At 62.2% G+C, this 16,730-nt stretch carries 10 protein-coding genes, 2 tRNA genes, 2 rRNA genes and 1 riboswitch (1 of these 15 running past the window's edge); of the genes, 9 read left to right on the top strand and 5 right to left on the bottom strand.

Features of this window, described 5'->3' with window-relative positions:
- The first annotated feature begins 104 nt into the window (after positions 1 to 104).
- Positions 105 to 184, top strand: a riboswitch (SAM riboswitch).
- Between the two features lie 83 nt (positions 185 to 267).
- Together JQ507_29000 and metW are read left to right on the top strand one after the other, a co-directional pair.
- Positions 268 to 1,473, top strand: coding sequence for a homoserine O-acetyltransferase (locus tag JQ507_29000; protein QRI68884.1), 1,206 nt, complete (start codon positions 268 to 270; stop codon positions 1,471 to 1,473).
- Entirely contained in the window at positions 1,470 to 2,135 is a 666-nt protein-coding gene (gene metW / locus JQ507_28995) for a methionine biosynthesis protein MetW (protein ID QRI68883.1), read from the top strand. The genes JQ507_29000 and metW overlap by 4 nt, the downstream gene beginning before the upstream one ends.
- Before the next feature lie 119 nt (positions 2,136 to 2,254).
- Here metW and JQ507_28990 read toward each other — a convergent pair whose 3' ends face one another.
- Positions 2,255 to 3,127 (bottom strand): alpha/beta fold hydrolase, encoded by an 873-nt coding sequence (locus tag JQ507_28990; GenBank protein QRI68882.1) that lies wholly within the window; start codon positions 3,125 to 3,127, stop codon positions 2,255 to 2,257.
- A 230-nt stretch (positions 3,128 to 3,357) separates the two neighbouring features.
- On the opposite strand from JQ507_28990, the gene JQ507_28985 reads away from it, so the two are divergent.
- Entirely contained in the window at positions 3,358 to 4,011 is a 654-nt protein-coding gene (locus JQ507_28985) for a TIGR02594 family protein (protein ID QRI68881.1), read from the top strand.
- Between the two features lie 57 nt (positions 4,012 to 4,068).
- Here the strand turns inward: JQ507_28985 and JQ507_28980 are convergent, their stop codons facing one another.
- The 3 genes from JQ507_28980 to JQ507_28970 all read right to left on the bottom strand — a co-directional run bounded on the left by JQ507_28980 (position 4,069) and on the right by JQ507_28970 (position 6,490).
- On the bottom strand, positions 4,069 to 5,001 hold the full coding sequence (locus JQ507_28980; protein QRI68880.1) for a YARHG domain-containing protein: 933 nt from the start codon (positions 4,999 to 5,001) through the stop codon (positions 4,069 to 4,071).
- 134 nt (positions 5,002 to 5,135) lie between these two features.
- Positions 5,136 to 5,918: an MOSC domain-containing protein gene (locus tag JQ507_28975; GenBank protein ID QRI68879.1), complete on the bottom strand. Its 783-nt coding sequence runs from the start codon at positions 5,916 to 5,918 to the stop codon at positions 5,136 to 5,138.
- 56 nt (positions 5,919 to 5,974) lie between these two features.
- Positions 5,975 to 6,490: an N-acetyltransferase gene (locus JQ507_28970; protein QRI68878.1), complete on the bottom strand. Its 516-nt coding sequence runs from the start codon at positions 6,488 to 6,490 to the stop codon at positions 5,975 to 5,977.
- Between the two features lie 56 nt (positions 6,491 to 6,546).
- Here JQ507_28970 and JQ507_28965 point away from each other — a divergent pair, with 56 nt between their 5' ends.
- A complete protein-coding gene (locus JQ507_28965) occupies positions 6,547 to 7,110 on the top strand; it encodes a helix-turn-helix domain-containing protein (GenBank protein QRI68877.1) in 564 nt (187 codons plus the stop codon).
- A gap of 189 nt (positions 7,111 to 7,299) precedes the next feature.
- A complete protein-coding gene (gene clpB, locus JQ507_28960; GenBank protein QRI68876.1) occupies positions 7,300 to 9,948 on the top strand; it encodes an ATP-dependent chaperone ClpB in 2,649 nt (882 codons plus the stop codon).
- Positions 9,949 to 10,033: 85 nt separating this feature from the next.
- Here the strand turns inward: clpB and JQ507_28955 are convergent, their stop codons facing one another.
- Positions 10,034 to 12,103, bottom strand: coding sequence for a M23 family metallopeptidase (locus tag JQ507_28955; protein ID QRI68875.1), 2,070 nt, complete (start codon positions 12,101 to 12,103; stop codon positions 10,034 to 10,036).
- Between the two features lie 1,005 nt (positions 12,104 to 13,108).
- Here JQ507_28955 and JQ507_28950 point away from each other — a divergent pair.
- The 4 genes from JQ507_28950 to JQ507_28935 form a co-directional block, all read left to right on the top strand.
- Positions 13,109 to 14,597: ribosomal RNA gene (locus tag JQ507_28950) — 16S ribosomal RNA — on the top strand.
- A gap of 210 nt (positions 14,598 to 14,807) precedes the next feature.
- Positions 14,808 to 14,884, top strand: a tRNA-Ile gene (locus JQ507_28945).
- Between the two features lie 112 nt (positions 14,885 to 14,996).
- A tRNA-Ala gene (locus JQ507_28940) sits at positions 14,997 to 15,072 on the top strand.
- Between the two features lie 419 nt (positions 15,073 to 15,491).
- Positions 15,492 to 16,730 (top strand): 23S ribosomal RNA (locus JQ507_28935); it runs 1,607 nt beyond the window's last position.
- The 16S and 23S rRNA genes sit together here with 2 tRNA genes alongside, the layout of an rRNA operon.

Below are 16,730 nucleotides of genomic sequence, written 5' to 3'. Positions count from 1 at the left end.
ACCGAAAGCAAAGAGAAACGTCGCAGCCGTGCGTTGCGCAATCGGTTAACCAATCAGCCGGCGATGCGGCTGGCTTGACGTCGGGAGACCTCGGGACTAGGTTTCGGCTACTCCGTGGTCATTTGAGCCGGCCGGCTTGCAGCCACGTTAAACAACTCGCTAAACAGGCCGGGGACAGTCAGCTCCCGGCCGAACCTTTGTTCAGGCCGGGTTTTTTATGGCCTGAGGTCCGCTGAGGCCCTCCCGCGCGAGGGCAGGGTCGCCTAGATGAGCAACGTGCGTCCGATACCGAGCCCGCAAACCCAGAGCGATGATCGCGCCCATGAGGCCGATCATCCGTCGTCATTGGTGGCGAAGTTCGGCATGGATCAGCCGCTGAGGCTCGACTGCGGCATCGATCTCGCACCGTTCCAGATCGCCTATCAGACCTATGGCGAGCTCAATGCCGACAAGTCCAATGCGATCCTGATCTGCCATGCGCTGACCGGCGATCAGCACGTCAACAACACCCATCCCGTCACCGGCAAGCCCGGCTGGTGGGACACCATGGTCGGCGCCGGCAGGCCGATCGATCCCGAGAAATACTTCATCATCTGCTCCAACGTGATCGGCGGCTGCATGGGCTCGACGGGCCCTGCGTCGCTCAACCCCGCGACCGGCAAAGTGTGGGGGCTCGATTTCCCGATCATCACCATCCCCGACATGGTGCGCGCGCAGGCGATGCTGATCGACCGGCTCGGCATCACGACGCTGTTCTGCGTGGTCGGCGGCTCGATGGGCGGCATGCAGGTGCTGCAATGGACCGCGGCCTATCCGGAGCGCGTGTTCGCGACGCTCGCGATCGCCTGCTCGACCCGTCACTCGGCGCAGAACATCGCGTTCCACGAGCTCGGCCGCCAGGCCGTGATGGCCGATCCGGACTGGCGCGGCGGCCGCTATGTCGACGAGGACACCCATCCGCATCGCGGCCTGGCGGTGGCCCGGATGGCCGCGCACATCACCTATCTCTCGGACGCGGCGCTGCATCGCAAGTTCGGGCGGCGGATGCAGGACCGCGAGCTGCCGACCTTCTCGTTCGACGCGGACTTCCAGGTCGAGAGCTACCTGCGCTACCAGGGCTCGTCCTTTGTCGAGCGCTTCGACGCCAACTCCTATCTCTATCTGACGCGTGCAATGGACTATTTCGATATCGCGGCCGACCATAACGGCGTGCTGGCGAAGGCGTTCGCCGGCATCAAGACCCGGTTCTGCGTGGTGTCGTTCACCAGCGACTGGCTGTTTCCGACCTCGGAATCGCGCGCGCTGGTGCACGCGCTGAACGCGTCGAGCGCGCGGGTGTCGTTCGCCGAGATCGAGACCGACAGGGGACACGATGCTTTCCTGCTCGACGTGCCCGAATTCCTCGACATTTCCCGCGCTTTCCTGCTGGCCGCAGGCAAAGCGCGCGGACTGAAGGATGACGGCCGGTCATGAGCATGCAGCAGACATTGCCGTTGCCCGGTGTCGCGCCGGAGCGGACCGGCGGCGGCTATCGCAGGGATCATCTTTTGGTCGCCGAGATGGTGCGGCCGGGCTCGCGCGTGCTCGACGTCGGCTGCGGCGACGGCGAATTGCTGCAGCTCCTGGAGAGCCGCGGCATCGACGGCCGCGGCATCGAATTGTCGCGCGAGGGCGTCAATGGCTGCGTCGCCAAGGGGCTCGCGGTGGTGCAGGGCGATGCCGACACCGACCTCGTCAACTATCCCGATGATGCGTTCGACTATGTGATCCTGTCGCAGACCCTGCAGGCGACGCGACAGCCGAAGGTCGTGCTGGAGAATCTCCTGCGGATCGGCCAGCGCGCCATCGTCTCGTTCCCGAATTTCGGGTTCTGGAAGATGCGGCTGCAGCTCCTGATCGGCGGTCACATGCCGCGCACCGAGAATCTGCCCGCGAGCTGGTACGACACGGCCAACATCCATTTCTGCACCATCAAGGATTTCGTGCAGCTCTGCGAGGAGATCAACGTCAAGATGGAGCGCGCGGTGGCGCTCGATCTCTACGGCCGCCCGGTGCCGCTCAACCTGCCATGGTGGGTGTGGAACATGTTCGGCGAGCAGGGCGTGTTCCTGCTCAGTCGGGGCGGGGGCAAGTGACGCCACCTTTGGCGTCATTCCGGGGCGATGCGTAGCATCGAGCCCGGAATCCATTTATCCACGAACTCTGCGGCCCAATGGATTCCGGGCTCTCGCTTCGCGAGCCCTGGAATGACGGCCTACACCACCGCCGCCACCAGCGACCGCGGATCGCGCGCCGGCCAGCGGCCGGCCTCGACCAGCGCGATGAAGCGTTCCACCATCTCGTTGAACAGCGCCGGCTCCTCGAGATTGAGCACGTGGCCCGACTTCGGGAAGAACGACAGCCCGGCGGCCGGCAGATGCTGCTTCAGGAACAGGCTCGGCGCGATGCAATTGTCGTCCTCGTCGCCGCACAGGATCAGCGCCGGCGTCGGCACGCGTTTGATGGCATCGGTCATGGTGTAGATCGAGGGCCTCGCGCCCTGAAAGCTGCGCATCGTGTTGGCCGAGCCCTTGGCGTCGTGGCGCGCCAGCGCGGCATAGAAATCGGCGTGGCCGCGCGGATCCTTGATCAGGAACGGAATCCGGCTCGGCGCCTCCCGCGTCACCTTGGCGACCTCGACCGCGCCGATCGCCTCGTATTGCTCGGCATTGGCGCGGCATTGCGCGCGGAACGCATCGAGATTCTCGAGGCTTGAGCCGGAGCCGACCGCGGCGAGCGTCATCGACAGCGCGCGCTCAGGCGCGTTGAGCGCGACCTGCAGCGACGAATAGGAGCCCATCGAAAGGCCGACGAAATGCGCTTTCGCGATGCCGAGATGATCGAGCACCGCGAGCGCATCGGTGTAGAAATGCTTGTAAGTGTAGACGTCGGCGTTCGGCGGCACGTCCGACGGCGTGTAGCCGCGCGCGGAATAGGCGATGCAGCGGTGGGCGCGCGCGAAGTAGCGCAGCTGCGGTTCCCAATTGGTGTGATCAGCTGCGAACTCGTGCAGGAAGATGATCGGGGTCCCGCTGCCTGCCTCCTCGAAATGCAGCCGGACATGATCTTTCGTCGTGGCGTAGGGCATTGAAATTCTCCTCTCGTTGGCCACCCCCAGACTTGCAATTAATTTCCGCGGCGGCAATGCGGCAGTTCTGACTATTTTCGTCATGGAATTTGCGCGGAATGACCCAGAAATCGTTTTGGTGCCGTCACACCAAATCCTGCTCCCGCCACATCCCGACTTTCAAACCCACCGCCGCGTTTCGCAGGGAACGCGACGGGGAAGTGGGGGCGTTACAGAGGATCTCGTGAAGTATGGTTCAGTTGCTTGCGTATCGCCGGTCGCTTCGAGTTTTGGCGCTGGCTCTGTGTTCGCTCACCCTCGCCGTCATTTCGGTTTCTTCGGCATCGGCTCGTCCGCACCATCAGCGTCACGCGTATTCGGCTCATGCCGGCCATCACGCGCGGCATTCCGCCCATCATCACCACCGGCACACCGCGCGGCTGTCGCGCGCCGAGCGTCGCGCCCGGATGCAGGCGGGCGGTTCTGGCGAGGCCAATGCCGCCGCAATACCCGCTGCGTCGAACATTGAGGCGAGCGCGACAGGCGGCTTCGGCTCATCCGGCATCGTCGACACGGCGCGCCGCTATCTCGGCGGTGGCAACCCGACCGGCCGCTCCAGCCTATGGTGTGCACGCTTCATGAACATGGTGCTGCAGCAGACCGGTCATCGCGGCACCGGGTCCGACATGGCGAGTTCGTTCGCCAAATACGGCACGCGCGTCTCGGGGCCGCAGGTCGGCGCGATCGCCGTGATGGGCCGCCGCGGCGGCGGCCATGTCGGCATCATCACCGGCGTCGACGCCAGGGGCAATCCGATCATGATCTCGGGCAACAGCAGTCACCGCGTCCGCGAGGCGCCGGTCTCGCGCGGCCGGATCTATGCCTATGTGATGCCGACGAACTGAGGCGGCACTCTCCACCTCTCCCCGGGAATGCGGGGAGCGGTGGCAATTCGTTCGGCTTCACTTCCCGTGCTCCTTCGCCTCGATAGTGTCGACGTTGGTGGCCTCGAGGTTGCTCAAGGGAACTTCGACCGCGGCGGGCTGATACCAGGCGAATTGCGAGAAGTAGTTTGCCAGCACCTGATCCTTGAAGAACCGGCCATGCCGCGCGAAAATCTCGTTTCGCGCGACGCGCAGCTCGATCGCCGACATGTCCTTGAGATCGGCGTCACCGAGAAATCGCCGGTCGGAATCGGGAAACAGAAAGCCGTCATGTGCCTTGGCGCGCTGGGTGACGGAGGCCGGAACGGCGGGCGGGGTCGTGCGCCCGACGGTGGCCTGATCATCCTGTCCGCCCGACTTCACCACCGTATGTTCGAACGCGGGCCCGACGGTCCAGACCGCCAGCGCCAACGCGGCGGCGGCAACGCCTGCGCCGTACTTCCAGTAGCGCCTGATCGGCGAAACCTGACGCAGCGGCGATCGCCCGGCTTCGTTCAGGACCTCGTTGATCGTGTCGATCAGGCGGGTCATGTGCATGCGAAAGTCCTGGCCCGAATCGACCCGGGCAGCGTTGCAGAAGTGCAGGAAGCGAAGCGATTCCGGCAGCTCGGCCGCCTCCGGCATGGTTGCGCCGTTCACCAGCAGCGGCAGCAGCGTCTTGTTGTGCTTCAACGCCGTCTCGATCTCGAAACGCACGGAATCGGCGGGGTCCTCCAGACGCGTGGGTTTCCCGTCATCGCTCCTGCCGATCCAGTGCGGACCGATCACGGCGATGACGACGTCGCAGGCGACGATGGCCTTGGCGATCCGATCGACGAAGTTCGCGCCGGTACGAATGCTGTTGACGTCGAAGAAGACGGATCGCTCACCGTACTTCTCGATCAAATGGTCTGCGATGCGGCCCGCTGTGTCCTGATCGACCCGCCGGTACGAAACCATGATCATGCTCATGGCGACCCCGTGCAATCAATTTCGACAAATTTGCTGCAATTCAATATGTCGAGTGAAGTCTATTGCACGCAACCAAGCATTGCAATGCGCCGCGCGCCTATGCAGTCATCAAGGAATATGGAACCCGGCGTGACCTATTGCGGTTCCGCGGCAATCGTGTCGCCGATGGCCGCGCCGCCATCGCTGATGATCTCGGCGTAAATGCCGCATTCGTTGTTGCCGAAGCGCTGCATCAGCGTGTTCGGGACCGAGAGGTCGCGCGCGCCGGTCTCGGGATCGACATTGACCGCGGCACAACGTGTGATCCGCTTCACAACTTTTGCCCGCGCACTGCCGATCGCAATGGTCTGGTCGAGCAGGCTGGCCTCATGCCAGGCCGGCCAGCCCTCGACATAGAGGTTGGCGCGAAAGCGCAGCGGATGCACCGGCGCCTGCACCATCTCCTCGATCGCCCGCAGGCTCGCCAGGTTGATGATCGAGACCACCTTGCGCGGCACGTCGGAGAAACTGTGCCCGGGGCTCACCAGCACCTTGGGCGGGCCCTTGATCTGGCCGGCATGACGATCGGCGAAATAGCGCTCGATCGCCGCACGCCCGGCCTCCGTCTCGAGATCGCCCTGGGCCACCATCGCGCCGTCCCGGCGCAGCGTCAGCACGTGGCTGTCGTCGTCGAAATGGGCGCGCAGCGGCGCCAGCCACTCGTCCCGCTGCAGCATCAGGAAATGCGGCTTCGCCAGCCATGTCGGCGCCGAGGGATCGAAACCGCTCGGCCCGTTCTCGATCGCGTAGCGGCGATCGGAGCGCAGCGTCTCGCCAACCTTGAGATCGGCGCGGGGCAGCGGCTCGGGCGTCAGGCCCTTGACGGGATAGCGAAAGATGCCGGTGATCGTGGCGGAGGAGGCGCGTGTGTTGTCCATCCGCTCGCTCTAGCCTGTTTGGCCGGCGAGGAGAACCACCGCCAATGCGAAGGCTGCTAGTCGGGCCGCGATGCTCCCGGCGCATCCAGCACGCGCTGCATGAAGACGAGTTCGAGCCAGCGGCCGAACTTGCGCCCGACCTCCGGCATCCGCGCGACCTCGACAAAGCCGGCTTGGGCGTGCAGCCGCAGCGAGGCCGGATTGCCGCCGTCGATACCTGCGATCATGACGTGCTTGCCCAGCGCGTTCGCCGCAGCCACCAGCTCATCGACGATGACGCGGCCAAGGCCGCGGCCGCGATGATCGACGTGGATGTAGACGCTGTGCTCGACGCTGTAGCGGTAACCGGGGAAGGCCCGGAAATCGCCGAAGGTGCCGTAGCCGAGCACCACAGGCCCTTCGGCCGCGACCAGCACCGGGTAGCCCAGCGCCAGCCGGGCCTTCATCCAGGCCAACCGCTCGGCCTCGGTATCCTGCTTCTCCGTCCAGATCGCGTTCGAGTTGACGACCGCCTCATTGAAGATCGCGGTGATGGCGGGGATGTCCTGCTCGGTGGCGGGGCGGATCATCATTGGTCTTCCTCGACAAGCCTCTTGAACGAACCCCATCGTCTACTATATAAGACGATATGTCAATTATAGAAGACAATGCCGATGAAGCGCTCGGGCGGCGGGTTCGCGCTGAACGGGAGGGCCGCGGCTGGTCGCTGGCGGAACTCGCCGGGCGGGCAGGCGTGTCCAAGGCCATGCTGAGCAAGATCGAGCGGGCGGAGGCGAGCCCGACGGCGGCGACGCTGTCGCGGATCGCCACGGCCTATGGCCTGACCATGGCCGCGCTGTTCGAGGTTGCCTCGCACAGTTCCCGCCTGCAGCGGGCCAAGGATCAGCCGGTGTGGCGCGATCCCAAGGCGGCCTATCTGCGGCGGCAGGTGTTCCTGCATCCGGCCAATCCGCTGGAGCTGGTCGAGGTCGAGCTGCCTGCCAACCAGGAAGCCGGCTTTCCTGCCAGCGCCTATCACCTGATCCGCCAGGTGGTCTGGGTGATCAGCGGCCGCCTCGTCTTGATGGAGGGGACGGAGCGCCACGAGCTCGCTGCGGGTGACCGCGTCGAGCTCGGGCCGCCGTCGGACATCGTCTTCCGCAATGAGACTGCTCAGCCCTGCCGCTACCTTGTCGCCATCGCGCGGCGCTGAGATTCACCGGGCGAAATCGCAGAGAGGCTCTTCCGTTTCGGAACCAAGTGCCCACATCTGCGGCAAGCCTGAAAAATGATGGCGACGACCAGAGGCTGGTTGAGGAACGTCAACGCGGCCCGCGGAAACCCAATGAAGATGCCGTTGTCATGCCTGAAGGGGTGGTGACGGCAGGCCGAGGGAAAACGAATGAACATTGAGAAGTACACCGAGCGCTCGCGCGGATTCATCCAGTCTGCCCAGTCGCTCGCCATGCGCGACGGTCACCAGCAATTCTCACCCTTGCATCTGTTGAAGGTGCTGCTGGACGACAATGAGGGGCTCGCCGGCGGTCTGATCGACCGCGCCGGCGGCAATTCCAGAGCGATCCTGAAGGCGACCGAAGAGGCGCTGAACAAGCTGCCGAAAGTCTCGGGCGGTGGTGCCGGGCAGGTCTACCTGTCGCCGGAACTGGCGCGTGCCTTCGATGCGGCCGAGAAAGCTGCCGACAAGGCCGGTGACAGCTTCGTCACCGTCGAGCGGCTGCTGCTCGGGCTCACGCTCGAGAAGGGCAGCGAGGCGGCCTCCATCCTCAGCAAGGGCGGCGTCACGGCGCAGAACCTGAACGCGGCGATCGAAGCGCTGCGCAAGGGCCGCACCGCTGACAGCGCGACCGCCGAGAACGCCTATGACGCGCTGAAGAAATATGCCCGCGACCTGACCCAGGCGGCGCGCGACGGCAAGCTCGATCCGGTGATCGGCCGCGACGAGGAGATCCGTCGCACCATCCAGGTGCTGTCGCGGCGAACCAAGAACAATCCCGTCCTGATCGGTGAGCCCGGCGTCGGCAAGACCGCGATCGTCGAGGGCCTGGCGCTGCGCATCCTCAACGGCGACGTGCCGGAGAGCCTGAAGGACAAGAAGCTGCTGTCGCTCGACATGGGCGCCTTGATCGCCGGCGCGAAATATCGCGGCGAGTTCGAGGAGCGGCTGAAATCCGTGCTGCAGGAGGTCTCGACCGCCGAGGGCGGCATCATCCTGTTCATCGACGAGATGCACACGCTGATCGGCGCCGGCAAGGCCGACGGCGCGATGGACGCGTCCAACCTGTTGAAGCCGGCGCTGGCGCGCGGCGAGCTGCACTGTATCGGTGCGACCACGCTCGACGAGTACCGCAAGCACGTCGAGAAGGATGCGGCGCTGGCCCGCCGCTTCCAGCCGATCTATGTCAGCGAGCCGACGGTCGAGGACACCATCTCGATCCTGCGTGGCCTCAAGGACAAATACGAGCAGCACCACGGCGTGCGCATCACCGACTCCGCGTTGGTGGCCGCGACCACGCTGTCGAACCGCTACATCACCGACCGCTTCCTGCCCGACAAGGCCATCGATCTGATGGACGAGGCGGCGGCGCGGCTGAAGATGCAGGTCGATTCCAAGCCGGAAGAACTCGATTCGCTGGATCGCGACATCATCCGGCTGAAGATCGAGCAGGAGGCGCTGAAGAAGGAGAACGACGCCGGCTCGAAGAGCCGTCTGCAGACGCTGGAGAAGGAGCTCGCCGGGCTCGAGGAGCGGTCGGCGGCGCTGACGGCGCGCTGGAGCGCGGAGAAGAACAAGCTCTCCAACGCCCAGAAGCTGAAGAGCGAACTCGATGCGCTCCGCGTCGAGCTGGCCAATGCGCAGCGTCGCGGCGAATTCCAGAAGGCGGGCGAACTGGCCTATGGCCGGATCCCCGAGCTGGAGCGGAAGCTTGCGGATATCGAGGCGAGCGAAAGCAAGCATGGCGGCGGCGAGATGATGGAGGAGGCGGTCACCGCCAACCACATCGCGCAGGTCGTCTCGCGCTGGACCGGCGTGCCGGTCGACAAGATGCTCGAGGGCGAGAAGGACAAGCTCCTGAAAATGGAGGACAGTCTCGCCAAGCGCGTCGTCGGTCAGGCCGAAGCGGTGCGTGCGGTGGCAACCGCCGTGCGCCGTGCCCGTGCGGGCCTGCAGGATCCGAACCGGCCGACCGGCTCGTTCATGTTCTTGGGCCCGACCGGCGTCGGCAAGACCGAACTCACAAAAGCGCTCGCCGCTGACCTGTTCAACGACGAGACCGCGATGGTCCGGCTCGACATGTCCGAGTTCATGGAGAAGCACTCGGTCTCGCGGCTGATCGGCGCGCCTCCCGGCTATGTCGGCTACGACGAGGGTGGTGCACTGACCGAAGCCGTGCGGCGCCGGCCCTACCAGGTCGTGCTGTTCGACGAGATCGAGAAGGCGCATCCCGACGTCTTCAACGTGCTGCTGCAGGTGCTCGACGACGGCCGCCTGACCGATGGTCAGGGCCGCACCGTCGACTTCCGCAACACGCTGATCATCATGACCTCGAACCTCGGTTCGGAATTCCTGGTGAATCAGCCGGAAGGCGAGGACACCGCGGCGGTCCGCGACCAGGTGATGGGCGTCGTGCGGGCGCATTTCAGGCCGGAATTCCTGAACCGGATCGACGAGATCATCCTGTTCCATCGCCTGCAGAAGAGCGAGATGGGGCGCATCGTCGAGATCCAGTTCGCGCGGCTCACCAGGCTGCTCGAGGATCGCAAGATCGAGCTCACGCTCGATCCGAAGGCGCGGGATTGGCTCGCGGAGAAGGGTTGGGATCCGGCTTACGGCGCCCGCCCCTTGAAGCGGGTGATCCAGCGCAGCGTGCAGGATCCGCTGGCCGAGATGATCCTCGCCGGCGAGGTCAAGGACGGCGATCGCGTGCTGATTTCGGAGAAGGGCAATGTGCTGACCTTCAACGGTCAGGTGCCCAAGACCGCCGAGATCGTGCAGTTCGATGCTCCGGTCTCGAAGCGCAAGCTGAACTGAGCGCGACTAGCGCAACAATGGAGGCCCTCTCCGCATGCCGCGGGGAGGGCCTCGCCCTGTGGATCACTCCTGATGGGCGGACTGATCAGCGGTTGGTGATGGAGCGGGTCTGCGACGTCGAGCTCGTGGCATCCGAGACGATGCGCGAGCTGCCGCGGCTCGCCATCTGGGCTTCGATCTTGTCGCGGGCCTGTTCGAAGCTCGCCAGCATCGGACCTTCGAGCGATCGGCCGCGCGGCAGTTTCACACGCATCGGGTCGACGAATCGGCCGTTGACCAGGATTTCGTAGTGGACGTGCGGGCCGGTCGACTGGCCGGTCGAGCCGACGAAGCCGATCACCTGGCCCTGTCGCACCTTCTTGCCGATCTCCATGCCCTTGGCGAAGGCCGACATGTGGCCGTAGGCCGTCTCGTAGCCATTGGAGTGCTTCATACGGATATATTTGCCGTAGCCGCCCTCGTATCCGACCTTCTCGAGCACGCCGTTGCCGGATGCGAAGATCGGCGTGCCGTAGGCGGTGGCCCAGTCGACGCCGGTATGCATCTTCACGTAGCCGAGGATCGGGTGGCGGCGGCCGCCGAAGCCCGAACGCATGATCGCGTTGTTGACCGGCTTGCGCACCAGGAACTTCTTCGCGCTCTTGCCGGTCTCGTCATAGTAGTCGACGAGGCCGTCATCCGAGCTCTGGAAGCGATAGTATTTCTTGGTTTCGCCGCCGACGGTCAGCGCGGCGTAGAGCACTTCGGTCTTTTCGGTGCTGGTGACGCCTTCGTCCTCGCCGGCAAAGAACACGTCGAACGAGTCGCCGGGCTGGACCTTGCGCTGGAAATCGACGTCATAGGAGTAGATCTTGACCATGTCCTCGATGACGGTCGGCGGCACCTTGTTGCGCAGCGCGGTCTCGTAAATGCTCTGATAGAGCCGCACGCCGCTGCCATCATCCTCGTCGTCGTCGCTGGAATTGTCGGCGGTGTCGGTCGTGGTGTTCATGCTCTGCACGTCGACGGCGACGTATTTGCCGAGATCGGACAGCGCGGCGACGGCTTCGACCACGGCATCGTTGGCGACGATGACGCGATAGGGCTGCAGCCTGACATTCGGTCCGGGAGCTGCCGGCGCCATCAGGATCCGCACCTTCTGGCCTTCCTTCAGGCCGCCGTCGCGGCCGCGCGGGCCGAGCGTTGCGGCAATCGCCTTCGCCTCGTCTGGCGTCGCGCCCTGATCGCGCAGGATCGAGGTGATGCTGTCGCCCTTCTTGACGAGGTGAACCCGTTCGCCGACCGGATTGCCGCCGGTGACCTGCTCCTTGGTCTTCGGCAGCAGCGTGACGTTTTCCGGCACGACGCGGGTCTCGAAGCCCGCATAGGGATCGGAGGTGTTGCCCTCGGTGGCGTAGGCCATCCTGATATCGGGGCCGGCGCCGGTGGCATCGGCCGCGGCATTGGCGAGTGAGGCGTAGCGCACGGAATTGCCGGAGCCGCGCCAGTTGGCGGCGTCGCGGACCCGCATCAGGATGTCGTCGAGTGCGACGACCGCGGCCAGCTTGGCTTTCGGCAGCACGGCTCCGAGATCCTTGGTGACGAAGGAGACCTCGGCGTCGGGTTCGGCGGACGCCGCCGCATTCGGATCCTCGGCCGCAGCCGGCGTGTCGGAGCCGACATCGGTCAACAGACGCTGCGCGTTGAACGCCGGTATCTTGGACGACAGATCGCTCGTGGTCATCGAGAGATTGCCGGAAATCCGGATGAAGGGCCGCACCCGCATCACGTCGCGATTGCCGACGCGGGTCACGGTCGACACGCGCACCAGGCTGCGGGAGGCTGACGATTCGCTCGGCGGCGGCAGGCGGTCGCCCTTATGCAGGCTGACGACGCGATCGTTGCCGGTGAAGGCGCCGCGCAGCGCGCCTTCGACGCGCTCCGGCACCTTGGCGAAGGTCATCTCGCCATCGAGCGACGCAAAAACGGCGCCGCCGATCAGAGCTGCGCCACAGAGACCGGTGAGAATGGTGCCGCTGAACCATTGAACGGAGACACGGCGGCGATCGATCACCGCGGCCTCGGTGCCGTCGACTGAAAGCGGCGGTTCGTGACCGAGATCGATCATCCCGGTCTCGCGCCCAATGCCGCTTCCGCGTGACGCCCGTTGGCTCAACCCGATATCCCCCCAAATTCCAGCAACTGCGATCGTCCTCTGCTCGTCCTCGTCGCCACCTTGATCCCCTGAAGCGGAATCTCGGCAGTATGGCGAGCCACACGCATCGAAGTCGAGAAGACGATGGCCATTCGCTGGCCGCACTCTCGAACGTCAATGGTGTGCAGATCTCTCGATATTGCTCGGCCGTGTAGGGAAGAGGCGACGGGTTCTCGAAGAATTCGCCTGGTCCCCCAGAAAAACCACCCGTGCCCCCACAGGTTACGAGCGGTTCAGTGCTTGTCTTATAGCCAGAACGTCGCAGGATTGTGGCTCAAGTGCGGCATTTGGGATGGAAAAGTTTCCTGCAGCAGGTTGGTGCTGCCGCCCCGCCTCGAGCGGCCTGGAACCCGTTCCGAGGGGCCTGACGGGCGCTTCGGCGCCAAACTTTTTTTCAAGTTTTTTACCACGCGGGTCGGGTGGCGAATTTTTACCACCGACCTAAGTCACGGAAAGAATGAGAATTTCTTCGCACTGCTCAAGCGATTTCGGCGTACGACGTTTTGTTGACAATGGCCGTTGACAATCCCGAGGGGGGCGGACTATAAACCAACCACTGAGCGCGGCGCCGCCGGGTCACTGACCAAGGCGAGCGAACGCGCCTCTGATGCTCCTCACTTAGATGAGTGACACAACAACCGACATAAATCGGTTGAGGTTCACTGTCTGCCGGTGAAGGGTAGAACCACCCTCTAAGGGTGTGGGGTCGTCGGATCCCGGGCTGTTTGACAAGTGAAGATGAAGAAAGAGAAACGTGGACGGCGGAGTCCTTGCGTCTCTCGGAATACTCGAAAGCTTCGGCTTTTGACTTCTGGGAGTGGACGAAAGACTTCGGCGGTACACGTTTCAAAGGTTACACCATCGCTGCCAACGATGTGAATCGCGGGCGGCTCGTTGACTTCGGTCGACGAAGAATGGTGGGACCTCGTCAAACGTTGTGATCAGCCGGTTCAAAGGTTTCAAGTCCAACTTGAGAGTTTGATCCTGGCTCAGAGCGAACGCTGGCGGCAGGCTTAACACATGCAAGTCGAGCGGGCATAGCAATATGTCAGCGGCAGACGGGTGAGTAACGCGTGGGAACGTACCTTTTGGTTCGGAACAACACAGGGAAACTTGTGCTAATACCGGATAAGCCCTTACGGGGAAAGATTTATCGCCGAAAGATCGGCCCGCGTCTGATTAGCTAGTTGGTGAGGTAATGGCTCACCAAGGCGACGATCAGTAGCTGGTCTGAGAGGATGATCAGCCACATTGGGACTGAGACACGGCCCAAACTCCTACGGGAGGCAGCAGTGGGGAATATTGGACAATGGGCGCAAGCCTGATCCAGCCATGCCGCGTGAGTGATGAAGGCCCTAGGGTTGTAAAGCTCTTTTGTGCGGGAAGATAATGACGGTACCGCAAGAATAAGCCCCGGCTAACTTCGTGCCAGCAGCCGCGGTAATACGAAGGGGGCTAGCGTTGCTCGGAATCACTGGGCGTAAAGGGTGCGTAGGCGGGTCTTTAAGTCAGGGGTGAAATCCTGGAGCTCAACTCCAGAACTGCCTTTGATACTGAAGATCTTGAGTTCGGGAGAGGTGAGTGGAACTGCGAGTGTAGAGGTGAAATTCGTAGATATTCGCAAGAACACCAGTGGCGAAGGCGGCTCACTGGCCCGATACTGACGCTGAGGCACGAAAGCGTGGGGAGCAAACAGGATTAGATACCCTGGTAGTCCACGCCGTAAACGATGAATGCCAGCCGTTAGTGGGTTTACTCACTAGTGGCGCAGCTAACGCTTTAAGCATTCCGCCTGGGGAGTACGGTCGCAAGATTAAAACTCAAAGGAATTGACGGGGGCCCGCACAAGCGGTGGAGCATGTGGTTTAATTCGACGCAACGCGCAGAACCTTACCAGCCCTTGACATCCCGGTCGCGGACTCCAGAGACGGAGTTCTTCAGTTCGGCTGGACCGGAGACAGGTGCTGCATGGCTGTCGTCAGCTCGTGTCGTGAGATGTTGGGTTAAGTCCCGCAACGAGCGCAACCCCCGTCCTTAGTTGCTACCATTTAGTTGAGCACTCTAAGGAGACTGCCGGTGATAAGCCGCGAGGAAGGTGGGGATGACGTCAAGTCCTCATGGCCCTTACGGGCTGGGCTACACACGTGCTACAATGGCGGTGACAATGGGATGCTAAGGGGCGACCCTTCGCAAATCTCAAAAAGCCGTCTCAGTTCGGATTGGGCTCTGCAACTCGAGCCCATGAAGTTGGAATCGCTAGTAATCGTGGATCAGCACGCCACGGTGAATACGTTCCCGGGCCTTGTACACACCGCCCGTCACACCATGGGAGTTGGTTTTACCTGAAGACGGTGCGCTAACCGAAAGGGGGCAGCCGGCCACGGTAGGGTCAGCGACTGGGGTGAAGTCGTAACAAGGTAGCCGTAGGGGAACCTGCGGCTGGATCACCTCCTTTCTAAGGATGATCCTTCAGCGAGCTCACGCTCACTATCGGATCGTTTTAGAAACATTCAGGGGCCAACAATTTCAGGATTGTTGAGCTCCATCGGCGGGATTTCGCCGTCTTCGTTTCTCTTTCTTCGCGGACGAACACGCGCCAGGGGCTGAGCGCTGTGCGATGCATCGACTTCACGTCGGATGCGCGCCGGCATGTCTCTCGTGTTAGGGGCTTGTAGCTCAGTTGGTTAGAGCGCGCGCTTGATAAGCGTGAGGTCGGAAGTTCAAGTCTTCCCAGGCCCACCACGCTTCGCCGTCGGCTACGCGTGGCGCGGCCACGTAGCAGACGAAGCGAAGTGTGCCCGGCATAGCCCAAAGGGCGACGGCGGGCTCAATGTGAGCATTCGTCTTCTGGTACGGGGCCATAGCTCAGCTGGGAGAGCGCGTGCTTTGCAAGCATGAGGTCGTCGGTTCGATCCCGTCTGGCTCCACCAGATGGAATTGAAGCTCGAGAATGCGCCCTGCTTAAGAAGCTCTGTTCAAATTCGTCCGCGAAACATCACTTCGCACTCATTGGTCCGGATGGACGGTGACGTGCGTGTTTTCTGACATCGTAAAGAGGAGATCGATCCGAGTTTGGATCCAGCGAAGCAATTCGCGGGTACCATTCCTAATCTCCAGATCGTTTTCGGCGCTCGCGCATCGCAGCTCATCGCAAGATGAGTGAGATGAGCGAGTTGTAAAACGATCTTTGTAGCGAAGCTTGACCGCCTCGCTATCGGGCCGATCTTACGAAGCAAGCTGGTCTTTCTAGTCAATGTCCGGCTGCACATAGCGCTCATCGAGGGCGTGCGCCGCAAGGCAATTGTGCAGACAACATTCTGCCGAGTGTGTGGACATTGATAATGAGAGCAATCAAGTGCCTTAAGGGTGTTCGGTGGATGCCTTGGCGCTGAGAGGCGATGAAGGACGTGCTACGCTGCGATAAGCCGTGGGGAGCTGCGAAGAAGCTTTGATCCACGGATTTCCGAATGGGGAAACCCACCTTCGATAGCCGGAACTCCAAGACCTTGTGTTTTGGGGTTCGACCAGAAATGGAAGAAATCAGACCGCGAGGTTTTGGATTTCCGGTTATCAAGAGAAGGTATGAGACTTCCGAATAAAATAGGAGGTTTTAAGCGAACCCAGGGAACTGAAACATCTAAGTACCTGGAGGAAAGGACATCAATCGAGACTCCGTTAGTAGTGGCGAGCGAACGCGGACCAGGCCAGTGATACATCAAAGACAATCGGAACCAGTCAGGAAAGCTGGGCCTCAGAGGGTGATAGCCCCGTACGAGTAATGCGATGATGTATCCACGAGTAAGGCGGGACACGTGTAATCCTGTCTGAACACGGGGGGACCACCCTCCAAGCCTAAGTACTCCTCAGCGACCGATAGTGAACCAGTACCGTGAGGGAAAGGTGAAAAGCACCCCGACGAGGGGAGTGAAATAGACCTGAAACCGGACACCTACAAACAGATGGAGCCCAAGATACGTTCTGGGTGACATCGTACCTTTTGTATTATGGGCCAGCGACTTAATTTAACGAGCAAGCTTAAGCCGATAGGCGAAGGCGCAGCGAAAGCGAGTCTGAATAGGGCGTCAAGTTCGTTGTATTAGACCCGAAACCTAGTGATCTAGCCATGAGCAGGTTGAAGGTGAGGTAACACTCACTGGAGGACCGAACGGGTGCCTGTTGAAAAAGGCTCCGATGACTTGTGGTTAGGGGTGAAAGGCCAATCAAACTGGGAAATAGCTGGTTCTCCGCGAAAGATATTTAGGTATCGCCTCGGATGAATGCCTCAGGGGGTAGAGCACTGGATGGGCTAGGGGGACTTACCGTCTTACCAAACCCAACCAAACTCCGAATACCTGAGAGCAATATCCGGGAGTCACACGGCGGGTGCTAACGTCCGTCGTGGAGAGGGAAACAACCCGGACCTACAGCTAAGGCCCCTAATTCGTGGCTAAGTGGGAAAGGATGTGGAAATCCCAAAACAACCAGGAGGTTGGCTTAGAAGCAGCCATCCTTTAAAGAAAGCGTAACAGCTCACTGGTCTAAATAAGGGTTTCTGCGCCGAAGATGTAACGGGGCTCAAGCCACGAGC

The sequence above is a fragment of the Bradyrhizobium sp. PSBB068 genome, assembly GCA_016839165.1.
GTDB lineage: Bacteria > Pseudomonadota > Alphaproteobacteria > Rhizobiales > Xanthobacteraceae > Bradyrhizobium.
This window is presented reverse-complemented; position numbering and strand designations above follow the sequence as displayed.

What these genes read in the sequence shown, in the direction of transcription:
- JQ507_29000 (QRI68884.1), top strand. Translation starts at nt 268, where the DNA reads ATGAGCAACGTGCGTCCGATACCGAGCCCGCAAACCCAGAGCGATGAT.
- metW (QRI68883.1), top strand. Translation starts at nt 1,470, where the DNA reads ATGAGCATGCAGCAGACATTGCCGTTGCCCGGTGTCGCGCCGGAGCGG.
- JQ507_28990 (QRI68882.1), bottom strand. Translation starts at nt 3,127, where the DNA reads ATGCCCTACGCCACGACGAAAGATCATGTCCGGCTGCATTTCGAGGAG.
- JQ507_28985 (QRI68881.1), top strand. Translation starts at nt 3,358, where the DNA reads ATGGTTCAGTTGCTTGCGTATCGCCGGTCGCTTCGAGTTTTGGCGCTG.
- JQ507_28980 (QRI68880.1), bottom strand. Translation starts at nt 5,001, where the DNA reads ATGAGCATGATCATGGTTTCGTACCGGCGGGTCGATCAGGACACAGCG.
- JQ507_28975 (QRI68879.1), bottom strand. Translation starts at nt 5,918, where the DNA reads ATGGACAACACACGCGCCTCCTCCGCCACGATCACCGGCATCTTTCGC.
- JQ507_28970 (QRI68878.1), bottom strand. Translation starts at nt 6,490, where the DNA reads ATGATGATCCGCCCCGCCACCGAGCAGGACATCCCCGCCATCACCGCG.
- JQ507_28965 (QRI68877.1), top strand. Translation starts at nt 6,547, where the DNA reads ATGTCAATTATAGAAGACAATGCCGATGAAGCGCTCGGGCGGCGGGTT.
- clpB (QRI68876.1), top strand. Translation starts at nt 7,300, where the DNA reads ATGAACATTGAGAAGTACACCGAGCGCTCGCGCGGATTCATCCAGTCT.